General features: G+C 49.4%; 18 protein-coding genes. 14 read left to right on the forward strand and 4 right to left on the reverse strand.

Annotation, left to right across the window (positions count from 1 at the left end; translation table 11 throughout):
- Positions 1 to 50: 50 nt before the first annotated feature.
- Both ABXR35_RS15345 and ABXR35_RS15350 read right to left on the reverse strand, forming a co-directional pair.
- Positions 51 to 752, reverse strand: a complete 702-nt coding sequence (locus ABXR35_RS15345; protein ID WP_367062277.1) for a GNAT family N-acetyltransferase — start codon at positions 750 to 752, stop codon at positions 51 to 53.
- A 5-nt stretch (positions 753 to 757) separates the two neighbouring features.
- Positions 758 to 1615, reverse strand: a complete 858-nt coding sequence (locus ABXR35_RS15350) for a carbon-nitrogen hydrolase family protein (protein WP_367062280.1) — start codon at positions 1613 to 1615, stop codon at positions 758 to 760.
- 195 nt (positions 1616 to 1810) lie between these two features.
- Between ABXR35_RS15350 and ABXR35_RS15355 the strand changes: the two genes are divergently transcribed.
- The 9 genes from ABXR35_RS15355 to ABXR35_RS15395 all read left to right on the forward strand — a co-directional run bounded on the left by ABXR35_RS15355 (position 1811) and on the right by ABXR35_RS15395 (position 12461).
- Positions 1811 to 3223 (forward strand): sensor histidine kinase, encoded by a 1413-nt coding sequence (locus ABXR35_RS15355; RefSeq protein ID WP_367062283.1) that lies wholly within the window; start codon positions 1811 to 1813, stop codon positions 3221 to 3223.
- A 421-nt stretch (positions 3224 to 3644) separates the two neighbouring features.
- Positions 3645 to 4958, forward strand: coding sequence for an MFS transporter (locus ABXR35_RS15360; protein ID WP_367062286.1), 1314 nt, complete (start codon positions 3645 to 3647; stop codon positions 4956 to 4958).
- Positions 4959 to 5212: 254 nt separating this feature from the next.
- Positions 5213 to 5593 (forward strand): RidA family protein, encoded by a 381-nt coding sequence (locus tag ABXR35_RS15365; RefSeq protein ID WP_367062289.1) that lies wholly within the window; start codon positions 5213 to 5215, stop codon positions 5591 to 5593.
- Positions 5593 to 6513 carry an ArsR/SmtB family transcription factor gene (locus tag ABXR35_RS15370; protein WP_367062292.1) on the forward strand — a complete coding sequence of 307 codons (921 nt, stop codon included), beginning with the start codon at positions 5593 to 5595 and terminating at the stop codon, positions 6511 to 6513. Before ABXR35_RS15365 ends, ABXR35_RS15370 begins: the two co-directional genes overlap by 1 nt.
- 228 nt (positions 6514 to 6741) lie before the next feature.
- Positions 6742 to 8460, forward strand: coding sequence for an ABC transporter substrate-binding protein (locus tag ABXR35_RS15375; RefSeq protein WP_367062295.1), 1719 nt, complete (start codon positions 6742 to 6744; stop codon positions 8458 to 8460).
- A 64-nt stretch (positions 8461 to 8524) separates the two neighbouring features.
- Positions 8525 to 9478 carry an ABC transporter permease gene (locus ABXR35_RS15380; protein ID WP_367062298.1) on the forward strand — a complete coding sequence of 318 codons (954 nt, stop codon included), beginning with the start codon at positions 8525 to 8527 and terminating at the stop codon, positions 9476 to 9478.
- A gap of 51 nt (positions 9479 to 9529) precedes the next feature.
- On the forward strand, positions 9530 to 10453 hold the full coding sequence (opp4C, locus tag ABXR35_RS15385; RefSeq protein ID WP_367062300.1) for an oligopeptide ABC transporter permease: 924 nt from the start codon (positions 9530 to 9532) through the stop codon (positions 10451 to 10453).
- Positions 10454 to 10462: 9 nt separating this feature from the next.
- Positions 10463 to 11452 carry an ABC transporter ATP-binding protein gene (locus tag ABXR35_RS15390; protein WP_367062303.1) on the forward strand — a complete coding sequence of 330 codons (990 nt, stop codon included), beginning with the start codon at positions 10463 to 10465 and terminating at the stop codon, positions 11450 to 11452.
- Between the two features lie 22 nt (positions 11453 to 11474).
- A complete protein-coding gene (locus ABXR35_RS15395; RefSeq protein WP_436669377.1) occupies positions 11475 to 12461 on the forward strand; it encodes an ABC transporter ATP-binding protein in 987 nt (328 codons plus the stop codon).
- Between the two features lie 273 nt (positions 12462 to 12734).
- Here the strand turns inward: ABXR35_RS15395 and ABXR35_RS15400 are convergent, their stop codons facing one another.
- Entirely contained in the window at positions 12735 to 13499 is a 765-nt protein-coding gene (locus ABXR35_RS15400; RefSeq protein WP_367062309.1) for a TspO-related membrane protein, read from the reverse strand.
- Positions 13500 to 14028: 529 nt separating this feature from the next.
- On the opposite strand from ABXR35_RS15400, the gene ABXR35_RS15405 reads away from it, so the two are divergent.
- From ABXR35_RS15405 to ABXR35_RS15425, 5 genes are all read left to right on the forward strand, one after another.
- Entirely contained in the window at positions 14029 to 14853 is an 825-nt protein-coding gene (locus ABXR35_RS15405; RefSeq protein ID WP_436669378.1) for a carbohydrate ABC transporter permease, read from the forward strand.
- Positions 14853 to 15689: a carbohydrate ABC transporter permease gene (locus ABXR35_RS15410; RefSeq protein ID WP_367062315.1), complete on the forward strand. Its 837-nt coding sequence runs from the start codon at positions 14853 to 14855 to the stop codon at positions 15687 to 15689. Before ABXR35_RS15405 ends, ABXR35_RS15410 begins: the two co-directional genes overlap by 1 nt.
- A gap of 171 nt (positions 15690 to 15860) precedes the next feature.
- Positions 15861 to 17135, forward strand: a complete 1275-nt coding sequence (locus ABXR35_RS15415) for an ABC transporter substrate-binding protein (RefSeq protein WP_367062318.1) — start codon at positions 15861 to 15863, stop codon at positions 17133 to 17135.
- Positions 17136 to 17540: 405 nt separating this feature from the next.
- Entirely contained in the window at positions 17541 to 19985 is a 2445-nt protein-coding gene (locus tag ABXR35_RS15420) for a glycoside hydrolase family 31 protein (protein WP_367062321.1), read from the forward strand.
- 402 nt (positions 19986 to 20387) lie between these two features.
- Positions 20388 to 21329 carry an ROK family protein gene (locus ABXR35_RS15425; RefSeq protein WP_367062324.1) on the forward strand — a complete coding sequence of 314 codons (942 nt, stop codon included), beginning with the start codon at positions 20388 to 20390 and terminating at the stop codon, positions 21327 to 21329.
- Between the two features lie 148 nt (positions 21330 to 21477).
- Here ABXR35_RS15425 and ABXR35_RS15430 read toward each other — a convergent pair whose 3' ends face one another.
- Complete coding sequence (locus tag ABXR35_RS15430) at positions 21478 to 22200, reverse strand: copper homeostasis protein CutC (RefSeq protein WP_367062327.1); 723 nt, start codon at positions 22198 to 22200, stop codon at positions 21478 to 21480.
- Positions 22201 to 22401 lie beyond the last annotated feature (201 nt).

Here is a 22401-nt window from a genome sequence, read left to right on the forward strand (position 1 = left end):
GCACGATAAGAAATAAAAAGTGATTGTATGTCAGCAAAACACGTTGAGGTTCAGCCCTTCACCAGCGGTAGCGGATTGTTCCATTCCATTAATACCGCATAATTCAGTGATTCTTCGTCATCCAGATAATCAGGAATAACCGTCAAGGGTGTCCGTCCGCATCTCATTAAAAAGGAAATCACCGGATCGTACAGCTCACCGGTCGTTACACGCTCCACATATTGCTGCGGCGTGTAGTGCGCAGCCCATTTGTGATAACCCGGCATCCGTCCGGCACCAAGCAGCCGTTGCAAGCCGAGTGCGGTCGTCACTTCGTACATGGACTGCATCAGCAGTTTGCCCAGACCCCATTGCCGATAATCGGGGTGCACGCAAAGATCAGCAACATATAGCGTATCGCCCTCTGAATCATGGTTGCGGATATACCCATGATCGGTGATCTGCTCCCATGTATGCTGCGGATGCTCAGCATCAAATGTAATCAGCAGTCCCGTCATAGAGCCAACGATAACACCATTCATTTCTACACATAATGCTCCTTGTGGAAAACGACTGACATGCTCATTCAACTGCTCCTCATTCCACCACAATTCCGGTGGATACGGCGGGGGAAAGGCAGCCGCCTGCACCGCAATCATCTGTTTATGATCCTGCGCTGTATAGGAGCGAATAATCGCTGGATACGGGCGTTTATCATGAAATACATAGCAGGATTTGTAGTACTGCTGTACACGAGAAGAAACCTGATTCATACGGATCAGCTCCAGTCGGTATACAGATCGGTACGACGGTCGCGCCATGTGGTGACCGAGCCTTTTTCACGGACTTTGTACAGCAAATCCAAATCCAAATCGGCAACGATGATCATATCGTCGTTGATCTCGCCTTCTGCCAAAATACCGCGCGGCGGGAACGGCACATCATTCGGTGTAATGACGGCTGCCTGACCAAAGTTACCGCGCATAAAGTCAACGGTTGGCAAGGAGCCGATGGTGCCAGTCGTCACAACATATACCTGATTCTCTATCGCACGGGCATGGCTGGTATAACGAACCCGGTGGAAGCCGTGGCGATCATCCGTACAGGATGGACAGAAGATCACATCCGCGCCGCGCGCTTTTGCTATGCGGACGATCTCGGGAAATTCAATATCATAGCAGGTGAGCAGAGCAATCGTACCTTTATCCGTTTCAAACACGCTCAGACCGTCGCCAGCAGACATGTTCCACTCGGTCACTTCGGTTGGCGTGATATGGATTTTCGCTTGGGATGCAACATTGCCATCTGGATAAAAGAGGTGGGCGGTATTATATAGCTTGCCCTCCTGTTCAATTACGTGTGTGCCGCCGATAATATGAGTACCGGTTTCTTGAGCAAGACGTTGGAACAGCTCTAGATAAGCCTCAGTGAATTCCGGCAGACGCTCAATACCAAGCGCTTTGCCCTGTTCATCGCCAATCGAAAGCAGCTGTGTCGTGAAAAATTCAGGGAACAAAATGAAATCGACATCAAATTCTTGAGCGGTGCGCACATAATGCGTCACTTGCTCCGCGAATTCGTCGAAAGAAGAGATCGTATGAAGATGATACTGCACGGCAGATACACGAAATGTCATGGATAAAAACAGCCTCCTTTTGGATGTCACGATGTGTACCCATCATACCAGAAGCCTCCTAGGTACAAAAGGGATGAATCTGGCTTTGTTTGTGGTATGATGAAGACGGCATTACCAATTATTTTACATTTTTATAAAATGATGCACATCACTATTAGGCGTTATGAATCCTATCCGATTTTCAGGAGTGAGCATATGGAACTTGTGAAGAACTTCCTTGTGAATACAGGGATGCTAGTAACGCTCGCTTATCTGGCAAATCTGTTGTACAAATACGGTTTGTCTCGCGTCTCGTTACGCTTGAAATATATCTTTTCGATTATTTTGCTTATTTTTGCAGGCTGGATTAGCTCAGCGTTTGGGTTTCGGATGCCGGACAATCTGATCTTTGATATGCGTTTTCTTCCATTGATCGTGGCATCAATGGTGTATTCGCGCCCAAGTATTATTATGCTAATCGGATTTGGGATTGGGCTGACTCGGTTTACATATAGCGTGGATGAAGCCGCCTTTATCGGCTGGCTGAATCTTACGATTCTTGGTGTCGTGAGTGCAGTATTGAATGTGTGGATGCGTAGTAGTGTTGCGAGTTTAGCATTCAAAGGATTGATCACGATTTTGACGGTGAATCTGGTGAATACATTCAATATCGCTACCTTTGGCATCTTGCCGACCCGAATGTATTTGACTGAAATTGCGCCTGTCTTGCTGCCCGTGTCGATTGTGTTGAGCTGTGTCATTATGATGTTGCTGCGCGAATTTCATCTGGAGCAGCAGCGGATTATGCAGGTTGAGCATGCCAATCGACTGCTATCCCAGCAAACGAGTGAATTACAGCAGGCGCATCATGTGTTGGAGGAACGCGCCAGTCAGTTAATGCTAGCTTCACAGTACAAGTCGGAATTCCTCGCCAATATGTCGCATGAGTTGCGTACGCCGCTGAATAGTATTATCAATTTGGCGCAGCTGATGGCGGAGCAGGACGAGGAACGTACACCGGGAGAAACGAAGCTGTACAGCAGTATGATCTACCGCTCCGGTATGGATCTGCTAGAGCTCGTAAACGATGTGCTTGATCTGTCCAAGGTCGAGGCAGGCAAGCTGGAAATTGTATATGAAGAAGTGAATGTCAGCGAGATTCCTGAACTGCTGCAAATACATTTTGAAATGACAGCGGCGCGCAAGGGATTGCTGTTTCATGTGGAACTAGAACAGCCACTTCCTGCCGTGATCATCTCGGATTCGCAGCGGGTCCAGCAGATTTTGCGGAATTTGCTTGCGAATGCTTTTAAATTTACACATGAGGGCGGCGTGACCCTGCATATTTGCAAGCGTACCGAAGCGGATGCCGATGAAGAAATGGATTGGCTAGTATTCGAGGTGAGTGATACAGGGATTGGTATTGCTGCCACCCAGCATGAGATGATTTTTGAAGCCTTTCAGCAGGCGGACGGCTCCATTACTCGACATTATGGCGGTACAGGGCTAGGTTTGTCGATCAGCCGCGATCTGGCGAATCTGTTGGGCGGTCATCTGCGTCTGCATAGTGTGGAAGGACAGGGCAGTACATTTTCCTTATATTTGCCGATCAACGAGCCGAAGCGATAGGTGGAAATATGTGTGATGAACAGATGACTATCCACCGATGTTGTATGGCGAACGACTTTGTAGACATCATGCCTCGCTTACCACGGAATGGTGCTTCGTTTACCCTCATATAGCGATGTATAGATCATATAGGATGGATCTCATAGTCAACGAAAGGCAGCCTGAAGGTAGGCTGCCTTTTTGCATGAAATTTGTAAAAAAAACAATATTTTTGTGAAAGTGAATAGTTCCCGTAACCATGCGAATGTAAGCGTTCACGATGATGGGGGAATCGGATATAGCGCCGTACATCAGCGTTTGGTCCGAAAATCAGCGGGTAAAAACATAGAATCAAGGATCATACGTTGTGGATGTCTGATCGCATAGCAAGGAAAATAACAGTTTCGAGTCAGTTTAATTTCTGCCGCAAGGGAGGCAGCTTATGAAACGAAGACGCGCACTTGGAGTAAACCGATTGAATATGCAAAAGCGCAGATACTCGATGTACCGTAGCCATTTGCATATCGCTACCATCGAAGGGATTCCATCCACCATTTTCTCGACCTTGCTGGGTGGACCGTTTTTGACCGGATTTTTGCTCTATTTGGGAGCAAGCTCTGGGCAAATTGGATTCGTTATCGCCCTGACAACGCTGGTGAATGTGGCGCAGATTATTATCGCCTTTTTGCTACAACGACTGAATACACGCAAATGGGTGCTGGTGCTGTTCACGATCTTACAGCGGGTGCTGTGGGGAGCGACGGGGCTAGTGCCATTTCTGTTTGACAAGTCAGTCTGGGTCAACTGGTTTATCGTGCTGTATGTAGCTGCATTTCTGTGTAATGCAGTGATCGGGGTTGTCTGGGCATCGCTGATTGGCGATATTGTGCCTGGACGACTGAGAGGACGTTATTTTGGTATACGGAATACGATCTTGAATGCACTGGGTAGTCTGACGCTGTTTGTCGGCGGCATTTTGCTGGATCAGGTGCCGGGCGGCATGGGCTTTCTGTGGCTGTACATCATCGTGTGGACCTGTGCGGTGATCAATATTGGGATTATCCTTTTTTACCCGGATGCCCCGTTTGAGCGCTCGACGGAAACGAAGTTCGTACCGATGCTGCGCCAGCCGCTCTATGATGGACCGTTTATTAAAGCATCGCTATTTCTAGCGGCATGGCTGCTGATGCAGACGCTAGTTGTTCCACTGTATTCATATGTGATGCTGGAAGTGCTCAAGGTGAGCTATTCGGTGACAACGATAATGACGGTCGTCCAAACGATGTTCATGATGCTGGGCTTCTACTTTTGGGGGAATCTGAATGCCCGTTTTAGCAACAAAACGCTGCTGTATTGGACATTGCCATTTATTGCGGTAGCATGCATGGCATGGGGATTGCTTGCATTTTTGCCCGTCATTGTAGGATTGCTGATCATTCATATGCTGTTAGGAATTGGCATTGGCGGCTTCAACCAGCTGTCCTTTAACTTTATTATTGGAGACACACCGAAAAATGCACGCCCGATGTTCATTGCCGTCTATTCCGGCATTACTGGATTTGCTTCGTTTATCGGACCGCTGTTGGGTGGGCAGATCTTTGAATGGCTCAAGCCATTTCCATTCTGGGTACAAGCATTTGGATTCCAGATGCTGGTCGGGCTGCTATTGCTGCTGTTGGCAGTGACTGCCGGACGACGTGTGCTCAAGGCACCAGCTGCCGTTCCGATTCAGCAGTACCGTGAGATTGAAGTGTAAGCAGCAAGTGAGAATAGTAGACGAGAAGCATGAGACAGTATGACGTACGAGACAGTATATCGGACGTACAGGATAGACAAACAATGCAAACCATAAACAAGCCAAACGCACAGGCACGCACAGTGGATGGTTGCCAATGTGTAGGACGCCCTTTATTATAAAAACAGACCATGAACCATGGCACAGCGGTTTGCCGTCATTGGTAACGATGACGCAGACCGCTCATTTTATATACGAAAAGAGGTCATTTATTCATGAGCAAACAACCGATTGCAACGGATCGTGCACCGGGCGCATTGGGCCCATATTCGCAAGCGATTGACGCAGGATTATTTATTTTCGCCTCCGGTCAACTGGGTCTGGACCCGGCAAGTGGCGAATTGGCAGAGGGTGTGCAGGAGCAGGCACGCGTAGCGCTGCAAAATGTAACCGCTGTGCTGGAAGCTGCGGGCAGCAGCTTGGATCAAGTCGTAAAAACGACAGTTTTCCTGCATGATATGAATGATTTTGCAGCGATGAATGAGATTTACGGACAATTTTTCCAAGAGCCATATCCGGCGCGCAGTGCGGTACAGGTGGCTCGTCTGCCGAAGGATGCACTGGTAGAAATTGAAGTCATCGCGCTCAAAAAATAATGGACGCCATTCTGCCTTATGGTGTCGAGGTTCGCTTTACGCCGCTGTATGAGTGTCTGAACAGTCTGCATGCGTACATCTGCCGTCCCTCGTACAAAAAGCTGGATATGGACCCTGATTGGGTCAAACAGGTGGAGGACCGTATTCCAGAAACGCTGCGCGAGCGGCTAGGGCAGATGAGCATTGATACCGAATGGCGGCTGGTTGTGCTGCTAGTCTGCTGCTGCCCCGCCGATACGCCGCAAGGCTTTGTGCGTTGGTTGGAGGCTATGACTGTGCAGCAGCTTGAACAATTGCTGGTGGAGCAGGGGCAGCAGCCCTCTGCCAGTGTCGCTCGATTGCGCAGTCGTCTACTAACGGTATTTGATCAGTGGAGTACGTTTTATTTTGATACGCTTGATCCGCGCATCTTGCAGCGACTGGATGACGAAGCGGTGCAGCGTCGGCAGCAATTGCAGCAGCACGGCGCAACGGCAAGCTTTGTCGATCAGACAACAGCAGGCATTGTGCTGGAACCGCAGCAGGAGTTGAAGCAGCTGGTGCTAGTGCCGCATTATCATTTTCAGCCGCTGAATGTACTGTATGCGTATCGGGACTTTACGATCTGTCATTACGCGTCGCGCGTGCATTTTGGCGATGATGGCGATTTACCACCGTATGAATATCGGATGCTACGCAGTCTGAGCGAGCAGAGTCGATTGAAGATTTTGCGTTATCTGCACAAAGGACCACGTAGCTTTATCGAAATTGTGCGTCATCTTGGATTATCTAAGGGCATTACGCATGATCATGTAACCAAGCTGCGCAGCGCCGGATTGCTGCATGCACATATCAAAGGCGAAACACTGGTATCGTACAGTCTGCGTCAGCAGGCGCTCGATGAACTACGAGCAGGGCTGCTGCAATTTATCGAGCATTGAGCAGGTCAAATGACTCTGCTTGTACCATCATCAGTATGACCCTAACAGGCATAAAGACTGCTTCCCTCGGAGGCAGTCTTTTTTACATGCACACTCATACATAAATTTACTTTTTTCTTAAATGGTTTCAAGTTCTCTATTTACAGAACCGGATGAGGTTTTTATAATAGGGCTTACCGGCTTTTCTGAGTTAATCGGTCGGAATAATTAAATTTAGGGGTATGATGTATGAAAAAGAGTATGACTTTGCTGTCCGGTGTGCTGTTATCTTCGCTGCTGTTCACGGCGTGCTCGAATGAAGGAGCATCCGGTTCGACAGCTTCCAGCGGCAGTGAGTCTTCCGCAACCGGTCAGAGTGCAAGCGCAGCGCTGACGGAATTGTATAAAGCACCCGATCTGTCCAAGCTGCCAGCCGCAGCCCAGAAGCGTACGGATACGATCATTATGGCGCTCACCGATCCAAGTGGTGCGTTTACGCCATATTTTCACCAAAGCGGGTATGACGGCAATGTATCGTCACTGCTATTCGCTTCCCTTGTAACAACGGATGATAAAGGACTACCTGCTCCGAATCTGGCGACTAGCTGGGATATTTCGGACGATCAGCGTACATACACGTTTCATTTGCAAAAAGACCTAACCTTCAGCGATGGCTCGCCGCTGACCGCCGACGATGTGGCTTTTACATGGACGATTCTGCATGACAAGGCGTACGACGGCGATTCGCTGATTCCGGCGCTCGGTATCGAAGGCAGTCAGGAGTATCACGACGGTAAGGCGGGCAGCATTTCCGGTATCAAAGTCACCGATCCGCAAACGATCTCGGTGACGATTGCCAAGCCGAACGCAACCGCTCTGCTGACACTGGGCAGCGATGTACTCTCCAAAGCCTACTATGGCAAGGATTACAGCTTCGGGCATCTGGATTACATCAAAGACCTGCACCTGAAGCCGCTCGGCAACGGTCCTTACGTATTGGAGAAGTTCCTGCCCGGACAGGAAGTGCGCTTTACGGCGAACGAGCATTATTTTAAAGGCGCTCCAAAAACGAAAAACTTTATCTACAAAACATCCGAAGGCGATACATGGCAATACGTGGAGACTGGTGAGATCGACTTTGCCGCTTTCAGTGCCACGCAGGAAAATATCGACAAGCTGAAAAGTCTCGGCTTCGTCAATATTCTGCCGTACACCGGCAGCACCTACAGCTATCTGCAACCGAATCTGGAGCATGATGCGCTGAAGGATAAAAAGGTACGTCAGGCAATCACCTACGGTCTGGATCGTCAAAGTATCTATGTCGATGCCAACCAAGGAGCAGGCGAGCTTGCCAATATCCCAGCGGCACCGATCTCATGGGCATACACGCAGGACGGCATCAACCCGTATGCGTATAACCCAGACAAAGCGAATCAATTGCTGGACGAAGCAGGCTGGACAGCTGGCTCTGACGGTATCCGTACGAAGAACGGACAGAAGCTCACCATTCACTATCTCGGTACAAAAAGCCCACAAACCGATGTGTTTATCGCTGTTGCGACCGAGAACTTTAAAGCGATTGGCATAGACTTCCAACCAGAGGTATTCGCCGACTTTAACTCGCTCGTGTCCAAGGTAGAAGGTGGCGATTACGATCTGGCATCCTTCTCCACAGCGATGCTGACCGATCCGTCTGACGGGCTGACACAGTTCCTCGATGGCGAGGTTAAGGGCTACAACAATCCAGAGTTTGTGAAGCTGTACAATGAAGCGCTGGCAACATCGGATATTGAGCAGCGCAAACAAATCTATGCCAAAATCTTCAAGCTGCTGAACGATGATCTGCCGGTTATTTTCACCAATTATAAAAAGACAGTCTATGCGTACAATGGGCGTATTCAGGACTTGAATGTCAGTCCATTCAACGGTATCGCTTCCAGCGTACCGGACTGGAATCTGCAAAAATGATGATGTTCTCAGCACAAGTAGATAGAAACTGTCTGCGTCATTCATCAGGGCAGGAGGGTTGCATATGGGCGCATATCTGATTCGCCGTTTATCGTATACGGTGTTCATCTTACTGGCAGCGTCGCTGCTGATCTTCGCACTGTATGCGATGACACCGGGCGACTTTATTAGCGGCAATATTAAGCTGAGCCCAGAACGCAAGGCTGAGCTGCGCGAGCTGTATGGGTTGAACAAGCCGCTGCTAGAACGATATGCGGCATGGATGAATCAGGCGTTTCACGGGAATTTTGGCTATTCATTGGATAAGCAAATGCCCGTGCTGACGCTGTTCAATCAGTATATTTGGAATTCGTTTTTGTTAGCGGCGGTATCAACCTTTTTGACGTGGGTGATTGCGGTGATCGTTGGGGTCGTTGCCGCATACCGTCAGTATTCGTGGTTTGATACGATTGTGATGGTCGGGATTTTTGCGGCGATGTCGATTCCGTCGTTTTTTATCGGTTTGTTTCTGATCAAGATTCTGGCGGTAGACTGGAAATGGCTGCCGCCCGGTGGAATGGTCACGACGGGTAGCAATGCGACTGGTATGGCGTACTTTGTGGAAGTGCTGAATCATATGACACTGCCCGTGATCGTGATGACGCTGCTAGGTGTAGGGTCGCTGACCCGATATTTCCGCAGCAATATGATTGATGTGATCAAGCAGGATTATATCCGAACTGCGCGTGCTAAGGGGCTAAGCGAGCGACGGGTGCTGTTCAAGCACGCGCTGCGCAATGCGCTATTGCCTGCGATTACGCTGGTTGGCTTTGAGCTACCCGCGCTGTTCGGGGGTTCACTGATTATTGAACGGATTTTCAATTGGCCCGGAATTGGGCAGCTGTATATGCAGTCCTTTACGGTGCGCGATTATCCGCTATTGATGGGCTTTACGATGTTTATTGCCGTACTGACGGTGATCGGTACGTTGCTGTCGGATATTTTGTATCATGTGGCAGATCCACGGGTGAAGCTGTAGATGAGCAGGCTCCGGCAGGCAAGCACAAGGCACAGGAAGGATGGGGAATCTATGCCCTCGGTGCAGGTAGAATTGACGGGAGCAGCAGCGCGTAAACCGGCTGCTCGCTCGTCATTATGGCGACAATCCATTCGCAAGCTGGTCAAAAACCGACTGGCAGTAGCGGGCTTTGTCGTGGTGGTATTGATGTTTTTGGTTTGTTTTATCGGTCCCTTATTTTCTCCGTATACAGATGGCAAAGTGAATATGCGGATGATGAATCATGCGCCAAGTGCGCAGCACTGGCTCGGTACAGATAAGCTGGGGCGGGATGTGCTGACTCGTGTGATGCAGGCGGGACGGATCTCGCTCACGGTCGGCATTGCCTCGATGTTTCTATCCGTCTTTATCGGGACGCTGCTCGGTGCGATTGCGGGATATTATCGTGGGATTGTCGATCAGATTATTATGCGGATTGCTGATCTGCTGCTGACAATTCCTAGTTTGCCGCTGTTGTTTATTTTTGGTGCGTTGTTGTCAGAGTGGAAGGTGCCGACGGATTATCGGATGTATATCGTTATGCTTATTTTGAGCTTTGTCGGGTGGCCGTCGCTGGCACGTATGATTCGCGGGCAGCTGTTATCGCTGCGGGAGCGTGAATTCATGCAGGCGACGACGGTACTGGGATTGCGCGATCGGCGCAAGCTGGTGCATCATCTGCTGCCCAATCTAGTGCCGCTGCTGATCGTGATTGCGACGCTGAATATCGGCGGCGCGATTCTGAGTGAATCGGTGCTAAGCTTCTTCGGGCTAGGCGTAATGCCGCCGACACCAACATGGGGCAATATGATCGATACGGCGAACAATATGATTGATTTTCAGGAGCGTCCGTGGCTGTGGGTGCCGCCCGGATTTTCTATTTTTATTACGGTGATTGCGATTAATATTTTTGGGGATGGGCTGCGGGATGTACTTGATCCGAAGCAGAGAAAGTAGGTGGACAGCATGAGTGACAGTGTATTGCGGATTCGCAATCTGCAAACTCAATTTCGCACAGATGAAGGCATCGTGCGGGCGGTGGACGATGTTAGCCTGCGGGTGAAGCCGGGCGAGATTGTCTGTATCGTTGGTGAATCGGGCTGCGGCAAAAGTATTACTGCCTTGTCGGTGATGGGTCTGGTTGAGGAACCGGCAGGACAGGTTGCCGGTGGTTCTATCGAATTTGAAGGACAGGATTTGTTGCAATGCAGCAAGCATCATCTGCGCGCCATTCGTGGCAATGAGATCTCGATGATCTTTCAAGAGCCGATGTCCTCGCTCAATCCGGTCTTGACGATTGGTGAGCAGCTGACCGAGCCGCTGATGGTGCATGGCGGGCTGAAACGCAAAGCAGCCAATCAACGTGCGCTGGAGCTGATCAGCGAGGTGGGCATTTCACGTCCAGAGCAGATTGTACGCTCGTACCCGCATGAACTGAGCGGTGGCATGCTACAGCGGATTATGATCGCAATTGCGATCTCCTGCCAGCCGAAGCTGCTGATCGCTGATGAGCCAACCACAGCGCTCGATGTTACGATTCAGGCACAGATTCTGGATACGATGCGCCGACTGCGCGACGAAACGGGCATGTCGATTCTGCTGATCACTCATGATCTGGGTGTTGTAGCGGAGATGGCGGATTACGTAGTGGTGATGTATTCCGGCAAAGTGGTGGAGGAAGGCGATGTGGTGGAATTGTTCGAGCAGCCGCGCCATCCGTATACGCAAGGTTTGCTGCGCTCTAAGCCAGTCATTCATCAGCGCAAGGAATCGCTTTATTCGATTCCCGGCTATGTACCCAATCCGCTGGAGTTGAAGGAATCCTGCTATTTCCATGAACGGTGTGAGCATTGCATGGACATCTGCCGCAATCAGCAACCGCCGCTGCGAAAGCTGGACAACGGACAGAAGACTGCTTGCTGGCTGTACGAAAAGGAGGTCGCTGCACATGTCTGATCAGGTATATGCTACGCCCTCTATGTCATCAGCCGCATCCTCTGTACAACAGCCACTGCTGGACATTCGCAATCTGAAAAAGTATTTTCCGGTCAAATCCGGTCTGCTTGGTCGTACTGTCGGTCATGTCAAAGCCGTCGATGACATCAGCCTGACGATCCGTCCGGGCGAAACCTTCGGTCTAGTCGGTGAATCCGGCAGCGGCAAATCGACGGTTGGACGTACTGCCATTCGTTTAACTGACAAAACGGCAGGCGATGTACACTTCGACGGGATTGATCTGTATAACGTATCGCCGCAGGAGCTGCGTCGGTTGCGCCCGCGTATGCAGTTGATTTTCCAAGACCCGTATAGCTCACTCAATCCGCGTGTACGCATTGGTGATGCGATTGGGGAGGCGCTGCTGGATCACGGACTCGCGCCAGAGCATGAGATTCGTGAGCGGGTACAGGATGTACTGGCATCCTGCGGATTATCGTCGTATCATATCGACCGATTTCCACACGAATTCTCCGGTGGTCAGCGTCAGCGGATCGGGATTGCACGCGCGTTGATTCTCAACCCTGATCTGATCATCGCGGATGAGCCAGTATCTGCGCTGGATGTGTCCATTCAGGCGCAGATTATCAATCTATTCAGTCATTTGCAGGAAACGCGTGGACTGACCTATCTGTTCATCTCGCATGATCTGAGTGTAGTAGAGCATCTGTGCACAACGATTGGCGTGATGTATCTCGGTTCGATGGTAGAAAAAGCGCCGCGTGACGAGCTGTTCAAGCATCCACTGCATCCGTATACCAAGGCGCTGCTGTCCGCCGTGCCAATTCCGATTCCGCGTTTGAAGCGGGAACGGATTGTACTGAAAGGCGATATTCCAAGCCCGGTGAATCCGCCGTCTGGCTGCAAGTTCCATACACGCTGTCCGTTTGCGATGCAGCGCTGTATAGAGGAGATTCCAGAGTTCCGCGAGGTAGCGCCAGATCATCAGGTGGCGTGTCATTTGGTATAAAGTTGCATTGGAATTGGAAGCTACATCACAGTGTATTACTTAGCGATGTACTACTTATCATAAACAGTAGCAGAATCAGAATAGTAGATAATGTAGCCAGAATCATGATGATAAGAACTAGAATAATAGATACCATAACCAGAATAGTAGATACCATAACTAGAATAATCAGTAACAAGTATATATCCAACACAAAAAACGAACGTTTCCTCCTAAGAGAGACGTTCGTTTTTTGTGTGCGCTGCTGCATACTGGCGCTTTACAGTTTACCTATCAATCCCTCGCCGTATTCCTCGCAAAGAAAATCCACAGCGAGTACGCTGCTAACAATACAGCGATAATCATACCTGTCCACCAGACAGTCTGAATGTCTGGATGCTTGAGCGCAATTGCGATGTACGCCCATGTAAATACCAGCGGATAGATGCTATCCCGAAACCGATAGCTGATCACAATCGCCAGCAGTGCACCAACGATTAATCCAATGACTGACCAGACAGTCGGTGAAATTCCGAAACCTGTCCATTGATGACTCGACAGCGTGATCCCAATGTTCAGAATGGTCGCTACCGATACCCAGCCCATATAGATGCTGTACGGCAATTTGACCAGCCAGATTTGCCCTACTGTGGGACGCACGATCCGGCGAATCTTCACATACGGTACGATCAGTGTTACCAGCAACAGCAGAATGACCAGTACAGCAATCTCCAATTGCAGCGTATGCCACAGCATCAGCCAGCCCATATTGCAGAGCGAGTTCAGAATCAGCCACGGTCCAATCATTTGCACCGATTCTCGGCTGTCTTCCCGATTCCGAAACTGGTAGATCAGAAAGCCGATCAGCAGCAGATAGATGACCATCCAGATGGAAAAGGCATACCCTGACGGCGTAATGTGCAGCGGATATTGATCGGAGATTTCGCCGGTATCCCTGCCGAATAGGCGCAGTGCCGAAGCCATGTAATTGACGACGAGCACACCAGCGATACCTAGCACATTCAGCCAGCGATACATATTCAGTTTGTCCAACATCATTGCCTCCTTCAAAGGAAAATATAGTGCGCGTAGAGGACAGTACGCTAATTATATACCCGCTGCTTGCCATCTTGCCTACGAAAAGCCACAGAAATTCTGTATAAATTTCTAGCAGTGTGCACGTGCCCATTTCCCCGTGCGACCACAATCTGCCACAACGTAGAGCCAGCGTCGATGATAGCGGTATCAAAAAATGAATAGATCGTGTCATCAAGCTTACAATCTTTGGGTATATAACAATATATTGCGAGTGAAGCGTTACATTCTCATACGCGCGGCACCCGTGGTTGAGCGATTTTGCCCTGCAAAACGCCTCGCCCATAACAATACGGACAGCCGTATTGTAGAGCAGGTGCCTGTGCCTGCGAATGACAGCAGTACATAAGCACCCGCGTCAAATGACAATTGAAAAGGGGTTGGAATGATGAATGATACCAGGGTAGCAGCAGGAACGCGCGGAGCTGCGCGAACGTCCAGCCGCAAACGGCTGACACAATGGCTTCATCAGATTGTTTTTGTAGGCCCGGCTATGTTTTTCTTTATTCTAATTGTAATTATTCCTTTCTTTCTCGGTCTGTATTATTCCTTTACTGACTGGAATGGTATCTCCAAAAATATCAACTGGATCGGTATTGAAAATTACACACACATTCTGACCAAAGACCCTGACTTCCGCAACGCGTTCTGGTTTACGGTTCGGTTTACAGTGGTAGGGATCGTGCTGACCAACCTGCTTGGCTTCACGCTAGCGTATATTTTGACCAAGCCGCTGCGAACACGCAATATTATGCGGACTATCTTCTTTATGCCGAATATGATCGGCGGTCTGCTGCTCGGCTTCATCTGGCAGTTTATCTTTATCCGCGGCTTTGCAGCTGTTGGTGAAGCGACGGGCTTGAGCCTGTTTACACTGCCGTGGCTCGGTGATCGGGCAACCTCCTTTTGGGGCATCGTGATCGTATTCGTTTGGCAAACGGCGGGTTATCTGATGGTGATCTATATCTCCTCGCTGAACAATATTCCGAAGGACGTATTGGAATCAGCAGAGATTGACGGCGCGAACCGCTGGCAGATTATCCGTCATATCGTCGTACCGCTCGTAATGCCTGCCGTAACGATTTGTTTGTTCCTTGCGATCTCATGGGCGTTCAAAATGTTTGACTTGAACCTTGCGCTCACTGGCGGTGGTCCATTCAAGGCAACCGAATCGGTGGCACTGGATATTTACAACGAAGCCTTTACCAATAACCGTCTCGGATTGGGTACAGCCAAGGCTGTCATCTTCTTCGTGATTGTTGCCATCATTACCAGTATTCAGGTACGTGCTACCAAGAGCAGGGAGGTTGAGATGTAATGGACGTACAGAGCAGATACAGCGCCCGTACATTGATTCTGGAAATTGTCGTGATCCTCGTTGGATTATTGTTCCTTGTGCCGTTTTATTTTCTGGCGGTGAACTCGGTCAAATCGTTCGGTGATATTCTGTCCAATTCGGCAGCATGGCCGCAGCAATTTGTATGGAGCAACTATAAAGAGGCGTGGACAGCGATTGATTTTCCGTCCGCGTTTAAAAATTCACTGATCGTTACGGTACTGAGCAATATTTTCCTCGTATTGATCAGCTCGATGGCAGCGTACCAGATGGTACGTCGTCCAACCAAATTCAATCAGATTCTGTATTTTGTATTTGTCGCAGCGATGGTGATTCCATTTCAATCAATCATGCTGCCGCTGGTGGAAATGGCAAGCGCCTACCGCCTCAATAACAGTATGCTTGGGTTGATTGTCAGCTATCTGGGCTTCGGCGCACCGCTGTCGGTCTTCCTGTTTCATGGTTTTGTTAAAAATGTACCGCTGGAGATTGAGCAGGCTGCACGGGTCGATGGCTCCAATCGCTATGGTGTGTTTTTCCGAATTGTGTGTCCGCTGATGATGCCGATGTTCGTAACGGTCATCATTCTGAATACGCTGTGGATCTGGAACGATTATCTGCTGCCTTCTCTGATGCTGTCTAGTCCAGAGCTGCGCACGATTCCAATCGCGACGTACAGCTTCTTCGGACAGTACACCAAGCAGTGGGATCTGGCGCTGCCAGCGCTAGTGCTCGGCATTACGCCGATTATTATCTTCTTCCTATTCCTGCAACGGTATATCATTCAAGGGATTACCGCAGGTTCAGTCAAAGGCTAAACCAGTGATGACAAGAATCAAGCGTATATCGAAGCTTCTCTACGTGCGATTCGTTTACATTTGTATAGCAAGAAGTGAAGGATACAACGATATAGAGGGCAGCATTGTATCATCCATATCATATGGAGGTTGTCCTAAAGAACGGCACTTCAAAGACAGGAGGATCTGTGCATGAAAAAGCTGTGGCTTACCTCCCTGATCCTGCTAACCAGTCTGTCCCTGATCATGGCGGGATGCGGCAATTCGGGGCAGAGCAGTACCTCGGCGAGCGGGAAAAAGGTTATCCATATTTACCAAGGGAAAGTAGAGATCGCCGATGCACTGGCGAAGCTGAAGGTGGAATATGAGAAGGAGCATCCCGATGTGGAGCTGCAAATTCAATCTGTTGGTGGCGGTACGGATTATGCGGCTTCCTTGAAGGCGAAGTTTGCGGCGGGTGATATTCCAGACATTTTCACCAATGGTGGGGATGAAGAATTGAATCTGTGGCAGGAGTATCTGGAAGACCTATCCGATCAGCCTTGGGTGAAAAATATCGTCGATGGTGCCGCTGACCAGATCAGCAAGGATGGCAAAATCTACGGTCAGCCGAATGGTCTGGAAGGATACGGCTTTATTTACAACAAGGATATTTTCAAAAAGGTAGGCATTACCGAAGTGCCGACGACGATTGACGAGCTGCGTGCAGCCTGTGAGAAGCTGCAAGCGGCAGGCTATACGCCTTTTTCGAACGGATTTCAGGAATGGTGGGTATTGGGCAATCACAATGTAACGATTCCGTTTGCCCATCAGCCTGACCCGACGCAATTCGTAGAGGATCTGGATAATGGTACGGCTCAGATTCCGGGCAATGAGAAGTTTAACGAATGGCTGAATCTGCTTGATCTGATGGTGAAGTATGGCAATGCGAATCCATTGACCACGGACTACAATACGCAGGTAACGCTGTTTGCGAACGGCAAAGCCGCTATGATGCAGCAGGGGAACTGGACGCAGGTGCAGATTGATGGAATCAAGCCGAATATGAATATCGGTCTGATGCCAATGCCGATCAATAACAATAAGGAAGAAAATGACCGCCTGTTTGTCCGCGTACCGAACAACTGGGTCATCTACAACCAATCGCCAGTGAAGCAGGAAGCGAAGGATTTCCTCAATTGGCTCGTTACCTCGGATACAGGCAAACATTTCATTACCGATGAATTCAAATTTGTACCAGCCTTCAAAAATATTCCGACCACCGACAAGCAATTGGGACCAATCGGTGCCGATATTGTTCGCTACAATGATGCTGGCAAAATCCTACCATGGATTTTCCCGAAATTCCCGATGGGGCTGAGTAAGGACTATGCGAGCACGATGCAGCAATATTTAGTCGGCGAGCTGAGTAAGGAAGCGATGCTTCAGCAGATGCAGGAGCAGTGGGTGAATCTGCAATTGCGTTGATATAACAATATAGCAGCTTGGCAAACGAAAAAGAGTATCTGAATGGAGATACTCTTTTTTGTTTGTCATCGTCTTTTTGATAGGAGGCGCGAAGGCACTGTGTAAAGCGAAATGCGCGTCGATTCCCTATCTTCATACACCCGATACAGGCGCTTAATATATGTTGCAAGACGTGTAAACAAGGATTGCGCAAACGTTAGCACAAATGATATGATGCAACATAAAGGGCAAGATTCTCTCCTGCGGCAGATTGAACAGGAGTTGGGTAGCTTAATATACAAGTATAGATTCGGTGGACGCCAGACTCCATAGAACGGACAGCTTCGCGGTGCGGCAACGAATAATACAGCGATGGATAATCAGTTGTTTCTCATTTCACATTATCAGCCATGGAGGGAAAACCAGATGATGGAAGATACAAGCGAAGCGATACACCCCGATAAAGCAGACGCCCCAGTCATACAGGAGGTATGGAACACCTTCGGACAGCTGCGCGATTGGCGCGAATATGATGGTGCCTATCTGTGTCACGGTCAAAAGGCTGGAGCAGTATTGGTGTTTTTCTCGCCTACGGAGTTTCGTTTCAAGGTGTTTGGCGAAGGCGTAATCGATCTGACGACGACGATTGCTGTGCTGCCATCGAAGGAAATTATCAAGCCAGATGTAGAAGAAACCGAGGAATACCTGAGCTTCAGCACGGGTGAATTGATTGTTTCCCTTGATAAGCAAACGTTTGCACTAGCGGTGTTTAACAAGGAAGGCGTCGAAGTTGCTCGTCAGGAAAGTGTAAGCTGGAGTCCACGCGGGGCAACGAGTGCATTGTTTAATATGGAAGAGGACTCTCACTTTTATGGATTGGGCGAGAAGTCCAGCTTTCTCGACAAGCGTGGAGAGCGATATACGATGTGGAATACGGATGTGTATGCTCCGCATATGCCAGAGATTGAAGCATTGTACGAATCGATTCCGCTGCTTATTCATACGCATAGCGGCTTGAACTATGGTATCTTCCTCGACAATCCGGGGCGATCGGAGTTCGATATGCGCTCGCATGGTGTTGCCTATACAGTCGGCTGTATGACAGGTGCGTACGATATTTACTTTATCTATGGGCCAGAAATGAAGGACGTTATCAATCGCTATACGGCACTGACCGGACGGATTACGTTGCCGCCGAAATGGGCGCTTGGTTACCACCAATCCCGATACAGCTACATGAATCAGGCGGAAGTGATGGATCTGGCGCACAAGTTCCGCGATAAGCAGATTCCGTGCGATGTGATCTATTTGGATATTCACTATATGGACGAGTATCGAGTGTTTACGTTTGATCCGATTCGTTTTCCAAATCCCAAAGAAATGCTGGCAGAGCTGCGTGAAATGGGGATTCGCATCGTGCCGATCGTTGATCCGGGTGTGAAGAAGGACCCTAAATACCGCATTTACCGCGAAGGGGTGCAGGAGGAGCATTTCTGCCGTCGTCTGGAAGGCGATATTTATTTTGGCGATGTATGGCCGGGTACAAGTGCATTTCCTGATTTTACAGAGACGCGTACCGCCCAGTGGTGGGGCGATCTGCATGAATTTTATGCCTCGATGGGGATCGACGGGATCTGGAATGATATGAATGAGCCAGCTGTGTTTAATGATTTGAAAACGATGGACCCAGATGTGATGCACCTGAACGATGGTGATCCGGTTACGCATGAGGAGATTCACAATCTGTACGGCATGTTAATGTCGCGTGCAACGTATGAAGGCATGAAGCGGCATATGAACGGTCGTCGTCCATTTGTTCTGACCCGTGCAGGTTATTCCGGTATTCAGCGCTACGCGGCGATCTGGACAGGGGATAACCGCAGCTTCTGGGAGCATATGGCGATGGCGATTCCGATGGTGCTGAATATGGGGCTGTCTGGGCTGCCATTTGCGGGACCGGATATTGGCGGCTTTGCTCACCATACATCGGCGCAATTGCTTGTACGCTGGACACAGATGGGTGTCTTTTTCCCATACTGCCGTAACCACTCGGCGCTTGGCACGACTCGTCAGGAGCCGTGGTCATTCGGAGAGCAAGTAGAGGAGATTCTGCGCGAGTATATCAGTTTGCGTTATCGCTGGATGCCACATCTGTACAATCTATTCTATGAAGCATCTCAAACAGGCATGCCGATTATGCGTCCACTGCTGCTGGAATATCCGCATGATCCGAAGGTGACCAATCTGTGCGACCAGTTCCTGCTCGGACCGGATGTGATCATTGCACCGGTATATCGCCCAGATACCGATTATCGTGCTGTGTATTTGCCAGAAGGCGTATGGCATGATTATTGGACAGGCGAGAAGCATGAAGGTGGGCGTACAATTTTGGCAGATGCGCCGCTGGATGTGCTGCCAATGTATGTACGCGCAGGTGCAATTGTAGCGGAAGGCGCGCTGTACCAGTACAGTGGCGATCATGATTCCGACGATGTGGTAACCTTCCATCTGTATGGTGCAGATACGAATCCAGCCTTTGATGCGAAATATACCTTGTATGAGGATGACGGTGAGACGTTTGCTTATGAGAGTGGTAAAACGTCCAAGCTGTATGTTCGTGCACAAGGGCAACAGGATGCGCTACGTCTGAGCATCCAGTATATTGAGGATACTCATAGACCGAAGCGTCAGCATTTGCGCTTTACGCTGCGCCAGCCGAATTTTACACCATCTGCTATAGAGCAGCTGGATCGGATCTCGCTGGATGATCTGGCAGAAGGTAAAATTGGTTGGAGCATGGACGATAGCAGTGGTGATATTCTGATTCAGATCGAAGATCGCAAGCTGGATGAATTGGTGCTGAAAGTGTAATGAAGCTAACATTCAACGCTGTTTTGTAACATACATGAGCAAGAAATGCTATAGGCTTGGATCATGACGATGCTCTGCTCCAAGCCTATAGTATAGCAGGAAAAACCGCTTTTTCGGACGTATGCCGAGGAGCGGTTTTTTCCCATTTCAAGCCGCGTAAGCGATTTAGCGTGCTTCTTGACTGCAAAAGGACGCGAAACGCGGATTCTGGTGCTTATTTGCACAGATGATATAATCTTTTATAGATAAAATCACGATAAACATGGAGAACCCCACGGAAACTACATAATCCTTTGTGCTCATGATCCACGGTAATACATGAACCATGATGGACCTTTTTACGATATGGCAGATCGTGCTGTATCTACTTATATAATCAATGCACTCATGGAGATGATAGATATGCAATCCTACTGGATCGGAATCGATATTGGCGGCACAGGAATCAAAGGAGCACTTGTCAGCGACAGCGGGCAAATGATCGAACGTATGGAATTGCCCACCCAAGCAGAACAAGGCGCAGAGCATGTGCTTGGTCGTGTGCTGTATATTGCCAATGAATTAAAAAGTATCGTTTATGATCGGGTCAAACAAAATATTATTACAGTTAAAGCGATTGGGATTGGTTCGGCAGGACGAATCGACCGCGAGAGCGGCATCGTGATTGATGCGACGGATAATCTGCCCGGTTGGAAAGGTCTGCGTCTAGCAGAAAAGGTATCGGAAATGACGGGGTTGCCTGTATTTACTGTGAATGATGCTCATGCAGCAGCGGCAGGCGAGGACTGGATCGGCTCGGCAGCGGATATTCAGTCGTGGATTATGCTGACCATTGGAACTGGAGTTGGCGGTGCACTGGTGCATTACGGGGAGATCATTTCCGGTCAATACGGCGGCGCGGGTGAATTGGGTCATATGATTCTGCATCCGGGCGGCGTACAGTGCAATTGCGGCAAAAAGGGCTGTGTAGAGCAGTATGTATCTGGCAAAGCGCTTAATCGGCTGGCATATCAGCATCAGCCGGGCTGGACATCACGCGAGCTGTTACAATACGCACGCAGTGGGGATTGCAGCGCTCGGTATATTCTCGACAACTGGCTCAACGATCTTGCCAGCACGATTATCAATTTGGATCAAATCTTCGATCCGCAGGCGATTGTGATCGGTGGCGGCATCATTGTTACACGTGAAACATGGTGGAAATTGCTCAACCAGCGTATCGACGAGCTGGGCGGCAGACCGGTACGCCTTGAACCTGCATTGCTGGGCAATCATGCGGGTATGATCGGAGCAGCGCGCATTGCGATGCAGCGGTATGCTCTGCAAATGCGCATGCAAGGGTAGACATGCCCTATTTCTTTTCTAACCATAAGGATCATTGGAAAATCCCCTACTGACTCAACCGATATGACCAACATCTGCTCTAGATGAATGTCCTGCGATTGAACGGTAGGGGATTTTGGTGTTATAGAGCCAAACCGGCGGTAGTTGGTTATGATCCAAGCAAAGTATGGGCATCATCCAGAATCTGCCTTGCCTTCCGAATACGTTGTGCATCCAGCGGTAGCGCAATCTTACCCTCGCATCGAACGGCACTGCCTAGATGCACTTCATGCACACCCGTACGTTGGACAAAATCACCAAGCGTTTCTAGTGTTAATCCTGCCCCGGCAAGCAGCGTGATACGATGCTGCTCCGCCACCTGTTGCAGCGAAGACCATTCATCTACCGCATCCAGAACCGACGCACGTCCACCGGATGTGAGAATGCGCGTAATCTGCGGATATTGGCTTAGTGCTACAATCGCTTGACGAATATCAGCTGCTTCGTCGATCGCACGATGAAAGGTCACTTTCATCTCCGGCGCTGCTGCCAGTAGACGGGATAATACCTGCGTATCTACGTGCTGCGCATCATCCAGCACGCCTAGTACTAGCGCAGCCGCACCAGCATCAGCGATATATTGCGCATCGCGCAGCATGCTGTTGATCTCGCCAGCTTCATAGCGAAAATGGCGGCTATGGGGACGCAGCATCACATGTACCGGGATGGACACAGTAGAAACGATCTCTTGAATCATGCCCAGACTGGGCGTTAATCCGCCTTCCGATTGGGCAGCGATCAATTCAATGCGATCCGCCCCAGAAGCTTCGGCGATCATGGCATCCTCCGGGCTGGTGGCGATGACTTCAAGCAGAGGACGAGTGTATATCATCCAATTCATCCTTTCCATTCATAGTATGTATAGGATACAAAATCCGATCATGCGGATAAAGGATCTGGCGTTATTATAACCGATTTATCTATTTCACATCTTTTGCAGGATTATTTTTTACACGTAAGAACGCGATTTGCACCGTTTTATAAATAAAGCAGGGATGGTATTTTTGCAGAAGCAATCTTATAATAGATAAGA

The organism is Paenibacillus sp. JQZ6Y-1 (assembly GCF_040719145.1).
Taxonomy (GTDB): domain Bacteria; phylum Bacillota; class Bacilli; order Paenibacillales; family Paenibacillaceae; genus Saccharibacillus; species Saccharibacillus kandeliae.